Origin of the sequence: Leptospira borgpetersenii serovar Javanica (assembly GCF_003046425.1) — a bacterium.
GTDB classification, from domain to species: Bacteria; Spirochaetota; Leptospiria; order Leptospirales; family Leptospiraceae; genus Leptospira; species Leptospira borgpetersenii.
Genome location: NZ_QAJG01000006.1, coordinates 95,662 through 102,500, shown reverse-complemented (window position 1 = coordinate 102,500; position 6,839 = coordinate 95,662). Strand labels below are relative to the sequence as shown.

6 protein-coding genes (1 of these 6 running past the window's edge) are annotated in these 6,839 nt (G+C 42.7%); all 6 read left to right on the top strand.

Going from position 1 to position 6,839, the window contains the following annotated elements; all coding sequences use genetic code 11:
• A protein-coding gene (gene mnmA, locus CLV95_RS06475; protein ID WP_016748872.1) for a tRNA 2-thiouridine(34) synthase MnmA crosses the window boundary here: on the top strand, positions 1-235 show its final stretch. It extends 899 nt beyond the left edge of the window; the window shows 235 of its 1,134 coding nt (coding positions 900-1,134); its start codon lies off the left edge, out of view; its stop codon occupies positions 233-235.
• A gap of 16 nt (positions 236-251) precedes the next feature.
• Entirely contained in the window at positions 252-2,534 is a 2,283-nt protein-coding gene (locus CLV95_RS06470; protein WP_002734404.1) for an alpha-hydroxy-acid oxidizing protein, read from the top strand.
• Positions 2,535-2,636: 102 nt separating this feature from the next.
• Complete coding sequence (locus CLV95_RS06465) at positions 2,637-3,728, top strand: PilZ domain-containing protein (RefSeq protein ID WP_002734470.1); 1,092 nt, start codon at positions 2,637-2,639, stop codon at positions 3,726-3,728.
• A gap of 8 nt (positions 3,729-3,736) precedes the next feature.
• Entirely contained in the window at positions 3,737-4,870 is a 1,134-nt protein-coding gene (locus CLV95_RS06460; RefSeq protein ID WP_002734531.1) for an RluA family pseudouridine synthase, read from the top strand.
• Positions 4,867-6,297: a Na+/H+ antiporter NhaC gene (gene nhaC, locus CLV95_RS06455; RefSeq protein ID WP_002726256.1), complete on the top strand. Its 1,431-nt coding sequence runs from the start codon at positions 4,867-4,869 to the stop codon at positions 6,295-6,297. Before CLV95_RS06460 ends, nhaC begins: the two co-directional genes overlap by 4 nt.
• Positions 6,294-6,830, top strand: coding sequence for a M23 family metallopeptidase (locus CLV95_RS06450; protein ID WP_002734401.1), 537 nt, complete (start codon positions 6,294-6,296; stop codon positions 6,828-6,830). Before nhaC ends, CLV95_RS06450 begins: the two co-directional genes overlap by 4 nt.
• Positions 6,831-6,839: the final 9 nt, after the last annotated feature.

Below are 6,839 nucleotides of genomic sequence, written 5' to 3'. Positions count from 1 at the left end.
TGAATGTAGAGTTCAAGTTCGTTACAGACATACTCCGATCCGTTGTAGAATCACGAAAATGAACGAAGATCTTGTCGTAAATCCACTGGAGGAAGTTCGTGGAGTGACTCCGGGACAGTCCGCAGTGTTTTATCCGTTGAATTCCGATTATTTACTGTTAGGTGGAATCATTCGTAAGGGAAGTATCAGAATGCAGGTTGCCAAAGAGGAATCGGCAATTGCTTTTCGAAGTTGAGTAAGGATTTTCTCTTTTGTCGCTGAGCCATAAAATCGCAGGAAAAACGATATTGATCGTGGGTGGGGGACTTCTACAAGTACCGATTATCCAAACCGCGAGAATGATGAAACTTACTACCGTAGTCGCCGATATGAACGGAGACGCTCCCGGAATGAAGATCTGTGATATTCCCATGGTAATGAGTACGAAGGATATCGAGGGAATGGTGCGAGAGTCTAAAAAGCTCGCGACGACAATCAAGATAGACGGAGTGATCACAGCGGGAACCGACGCGAGTATGACGGTGGCTGCGGTTGCAAATGCACTTGATCTTCCGGGGATCCGTTACGTGGACGCGGAAGCCGCTTCCAATAAAGTAAAAATGCGGGAACGTTTGAAAAGGGCGGGAATCCCTCTTCCCGGCTTTGCGCCTGTTTGGAGTTTTTCCGATGCGAGAGAAGCATTAGAATTTTTGAAATTTCCTCTTGTGATGAAACCGGCGGATAATATGGGTGCGCGCGGCGTTATTAAGGTGGAAAATAGGGAAGAATTACAGGCTGCATTCAAACACGCGAAAAAATATTCTCCCACCGGAGAAATGATTCTCGAAGAATACATGCCTGGTCCTGAAGTTTCTGTGGATGCCCTTACTTGGAATGGAAATTTTGTGATCACCGGAATCGCGGATCGAATCATTGAAAGGGAACCTTTTTTTATCGAAATGGGACACAACATGCCTTCCGCTTTAAATTCTTCCGTTTTGAAAGAAGTGGAAGACGTAATGTTTCGAAGTATGAAGGCTCTCGGGATTACGATAGGTGCCGGAAAAGGGGATATCAAAGTTACTCCTGATGGAGTTAAAGTAGGGGAGATTGCCGCGAGATTGTCCGGCGGTTTTATGTCTGCGTTCACTTTTCCACTTTCTTCCGGAATTAATCTGAATCGCGCGGCCATTTTAATCGCATTGGGAGAAGAGCCGGATAATCTTACTCCTACAATACAAAGAGTTTCGATCGAACGTTGTCTTTTGGCTCCGAGAGGAAAACTTCTTGCGATCGACGGAATCGAAGAGGTTCGTAAGATGGAAGGAGTCAATGATCTGTTCTTCATGAATAAGATCGGAGATATCATTCGTGAACCTACGAATAACATCGAAAAGACGGGACACGTTATCATCAGTGCCGATACGTTGAAGCAGGCAGAGTCCGTTTTCGAAAAGGTGAAAAATACCATTCGGTTTACCTGCGACGAACTTTATTCTGTGTCCGAAAAAGAAATCCAGCAAAATGCGAGGTTACGTTTTGGAAAAGAAGTCTGTTGGGTTTGTAAGGTTTGCGACGGAACCGATTGCGCCTCCGGAGTCCCGGGTATGGGCGGTTTGGGACGAATGCTCACGTTTCAAGACAATATCAATGCGTTGCGGGAATATTCGATTCTTCCTAAATACATCCGGGAACATATTCAAGCTGTCGTTAAAACTAATTTTTTAGGAAAGGTGATTCAAACTCCTGTGATGGCCGCACCGATGACCGGGGCAGTTACGAATATGAACGGAGCCATGGACGAATTCACCTTTGCGGCCACGTTGCTCGAAGGATGTCGGACTTCAGGTACCTTAGCATGGTTAGGTGACGGTGCAAGTCCGGAAAAGTATTTAATCATGCTCGAAGCGGTCCGTAAAACGAAAGCGGATGCGATTTTGATCTGTAAACCGAGAGAAGACGAAGGACTTTTGGAAGAAAGATTTAGGGAATCGGAAAATTCGGATCTTTTTGCAATCGGTATGGATGTGGACGCGGTCAATTTTAGGACGATGATGTCGAAAAATATTTCTTCGGTCACTCGAAATGTTTCCAGACTCGGAAGGATCCGTTCTCTTACAAAATTACCTTTTATCGTCAAGGGTATTATGACTCCGCAGGATGCACAACTCGCGATCGATGCGGGTGCGGATTGTATCGTTGTATCCAATCATGGTGGAAGGGTTTTGGATGATATGCCGGGAACCGCCAGGGTTCTACCCGGAATTCGAAAGGTGATAGGAGATAAAGTTCAGATTGCAGTTGATGGAGGAGTACGAAGTGGAATGGATGTTTTTAAGATGATTGCGCTCGGTGCGGATACCGTTCTTATCGGAAGACCAATGGCAATTTTTGCGATCGGAGGAGGAGTTGCAGGAATTCGGTTTTTGATTTCCCAATATACGGAAAATCTTTTGCAATCGATGAATGTTACCGGAGTCGGAACCTTGAAAGAAATCGGAATGGAACTTCTTTTTCGAAAAAAAATGGACGAAGAAAATTCCGTGTCAGAATAAGAAAATCGTTTTACTAACTCGGGATTTCCGGTTTAATATTCGAACCGCGGTACCGGGTTCCGGATCGTGTTCGGATTGAAAATCATGGATCTCGGCTAAAGTATGGATAAGCTCATCAACGACCCGGAAGGGATTCACAAAATTCTACAATCTCTTTTTACTCGACTTCCAGTAGTTATCCTCTCCGATAATCGCCCTCTTCCTGTAAGGGTAGTGGGTTTGAAAGATTCGTTTCGAATTGTCGTAACACTTCCTCCGGGAATTCCTACCGAACAAAATCGCAAGTTATTTCTGATCCACAATAATCATAGGTTTGCGGCCTTTTGTACGGTCGAACTTCACAATCCGGCAAATGGAGTCGAACTTCTGTTTACGAGTGCAATTCAAGTCACGATTGCACAGAGAACGGAGAAAAGGATTCACGTAGATGCTTCTTCCGGATTTCAAATCACACTTACGAACATCATCAATCAATACAAAGTCAGAAAGGCGATCGGATTTGCCGATAAAAAGATAGATGAGATCGTCAAAAAACACGCGAAACTCTTAAAAGAAACTTATCCTCTTTCCAATATCTTTTTTTCGGATAAAATGGATAACAGGTTGAGACTGATGTATAATTTCGATCAACCGATTTATATTTTGGATCGTTATGCTAAATCGGATGGAAGCGGCGGATTCCAATTTCTTGCGTTCTCGGAATATCAAAAACTGATCGCCGTGAATAATTTGGAATCCGGAATCGTTTCCGAAATTTCGATTATGATTCGTTACAAAGGGTATACCCCTCTCGGTTACGTTCAGATTCTTTCCGAAAAAGAACTGAGCATAGACGATTTCAATTCCGCTAATATTACGGCAAACGCAATTTCCAAAGAAATCATCGCTTCTGGTTTTTTCCAGGAATCCAAAGAAAAATGCAATGTAGACAATATCTCCATGCAAGGGGTCGGTTTTTTTCATCATCAGTCCATTTTTTTTTCCAGAAGTTTTGCAGTGGGGGAAACGATCCTGTTTGATATCAGTTTTTCCCCTGAAAGTAAGGGAACGTTTCGCGCCGTGATCCGAAATATCACCAATACGGATAAAATGTTTCGAATCGGTTGTGAATTTTTTAACTTGAACGAAAGGGAAGAAAATATGATTCAGACTTATATCGATTCTAAAGATAATTCCAAGGAAAACCAAAGCTGAGTGCCGTTTTGATCAATCGTCCTGTTTCGTCTTTGGAACAATTTCAGATCTTTATTTCCAAAGACGACGTGGGAATCAGACTCGATCATTTCCTTTCCAAAAAGTTCACATATCATTCGAGGAACGTTTGGCAAAAGGAAATCAACGAAGGGAGAATTTCGGTTTTAGGTAAAAAAGTAAAATCAGGAATTCTTCTCAGAGAAGGAGATACCGTCGTTTATCAACCGATCGAAAGAAAAGAGCCGCCCGTTCGGAAGGATTACAAGATACTTTATGAAGATGAGTTTTTTGTGGCGGTGGATAAACCGGGGGACCTGCCGGTTCATCCCGCTGGAAAGTATCGAAAAGGAAATTTGCTTACACTTCTTAAGGAGTCCGGAAAGTTCGAAAATTTATTTACGGTTCATCGGTTGGATAGGGAAACTTCGGGTGTGGTTTTATTTGCAAAGGATTCCAAAGCAGCTTCTCTTTTATCCGGATTGTTTAGTTCGGGAAAAATTCAAAAATACTATATTACGAAAGTATATGGTGATTTTCCGAGAAGGAAAATCGCGTACGGCGTCTTAAAACCGGATGTTTCCTCTATAATACGGAAAAAAAGGAAGTTTTTCCTTTTAAAATCTAACTTTTTAAAAAGAAATAAAAAATATCTCTTAGAAAATTCTTTCTCACCCGAGGAAGAATTTTGTCTTACAGCCTTTCGAAAAATAGAATCTTATTTTATTAAGACGCAGTTTCAAGAAATTGAATCGGATGTCGGGGAATTGAAAGTTCGATCTCGGAAGAAAAAATTGAATTTTGAAAGTTTACAAACTCAAAACGAAAAAAACGAGGAACCGAAAGTTCGATCGATTTATCCAAAGCACGAGTTCTACTCTTTCGTTTTATGTAAGCCGATCACGGGACGTATGCATCAGATTCGGGCTGTACTTTATGGTTTGGGTTTTCCTGTTTGGGGAGATAAACTTTACGGGAAGGACGAAGAGGTTTTTTTAGAATTTATCGAAGGAAAAAATCCGGATCTTACGGAAAGATTAGGAATGGAAAGACAGGCATTGCACGCATACGCGATCCGCTTCAATCATCCGATCACAAATCGGAAAATGAAAATCGTAGCCTCCGTTCCAAAGGATTTTTGGTGAAAACGACAGAGCCTGAACCTGGATTATTTGAGTCTTTCATTCCGGTAATTGTTCTCGTGATGGGACTCGGTTACGCTGGAGTTGTATTTGGTAATGGAACCGTAGACGGACCTGCACAAATGCTTTTAATCCTTTCGGGAACGGTCGCCAGTTTACTTGGAATTCGTCTCGGAGTGAAGTGGGAATTTTTAGAAGAACGAATCCTAGAATCTTTGAAGAACGTTTTAAAACCGGTGCTTATTCTTTTATTGATCGGTTCTTTGATAGGAGTCTGGGTCTGGTCCGGAATAGTTCCATCCATGATCGTGTGGGGATTGAAACTTCTCAAACCTTCTCTCTTTTTAATAACCGCCTGTCTTTTATCTTCCGTCGTTTCTTTGATAACCGGAAGTTCCTGGTCCACAGTCGGAACTGTGGGAGTTGCTCTTATGGGAATCGGTACCACGTTGGATGTTCCTCCTGGAATTGCGGCGGGTGCGGTCGTATCCGGCGCCTACTTCGGTGATAAACTTTCTCCGTTTTCAGAGACTACCAACCTTGCGTCTTCGATAGCCGGAACACCACTTTTTACGCATATTCAGCATATGTTATATACTACTTTGCCCGCTTTTTGCATTGCAATCATATTTTTCACTTGGATGGGTTTCGATTATTCCGGATCGGAAAGTGGGGGGCAGAAGGTAAACGAGGTAATTCATCTACTTGAAAGATCGTTTCGAATTCATCCAGTTTTATTGTTTCCTCCTGTTTTGACATTCGTATTAATTTATTTTAAAGTCCCTGCAATTCCTTCCATACTCGCGGGAATTCTATCGGGGGTTTTGTCCGGAATTTTTCTACAGCATTCCGATTTGGATTTTCCGGAAGTTTACAGGCAGGTTTTAAACGCGGCTTCCAAAGGAAACATGGCGAATACCGAAAATCCTCTTACGGATGCGTTACTTTCGAGAGGGGGAATGGCTTCTATGCTTCCCACGGTTTGGTTGATTTTCTCTGCGATGTTTTTTGCGGGTGCGATGGAAGGAGCCGGATTGATTCAGGAAATCACTAAAGGAATATTAAAGTATGCAAATACGGATCGATCTCTTTTGATAGGGACGATACTTACGAGTATTTCCGCGAATTTACTATCTTCGGACCAGTATCTTTCGATTTTGGTTCCTGGTAAAATGTTTAAGAAGTCCTATGAGGAACTAGGTCTTGATTCTAAAAATCTTTCGAGAGCGTTGGAAGATTCCGGTACGATGACTTCCGCCTTGGTGCCTTGGAACACCTGCGGTTCTTTTATGGCGGCCGCACTCGGAGTTCCGGTAGTCGTATTTCTTCCTTATGCGGTATTGAATCTAAGCAGTCCTTTTATCTCCCTGATTTGCGCTTGGACTGGATGGACGATCCGTAAGAATCAATCGGATCGTATCATTCCGTGAAAAAAATAAAAAGAAACAGCACCTTACTCGCGGTCATAAGCCTCGTCGCGATCGGCTTTCTTTTACCCGAATCGTTTACCATGCCGGTCGAAGGAGCGGATCGTTCGAGTTATCATTCCGATTCTTTTTGGTTTTATCCCTGGGGAAAATCGATCACCCACAAAGGAGTGGATATCTTCGCAAAACAAGGCAAAGAGGTTCGTTCCTCCGTTTCGGGGATCGTAATTTTTAGCGGAAATATCGACATGGGTGGCAACGTAGTTTTCGTCTTGGGTCCGAAGTGGAAAATTCATTACTACGCGCATTTGAAAGAGTCGGAAGTGCCCGCGTTTTTTATCGTTTATAAGGGATCGAAAATCGGATCCGTAGGAAATACGGGAAACGCGATCGGTAAACCTCCACATTTACACTACGCGATCGTCACTCTCTTCCCTTATCTTTGGCTTGCGGATCAAAGTATCGAAGGTTGGAAAAAAATATTTTACCTAAATCCAATTCCGTATCTAAAAGGAAACGAAAGAAAAAGTCTTTAACACGATCTA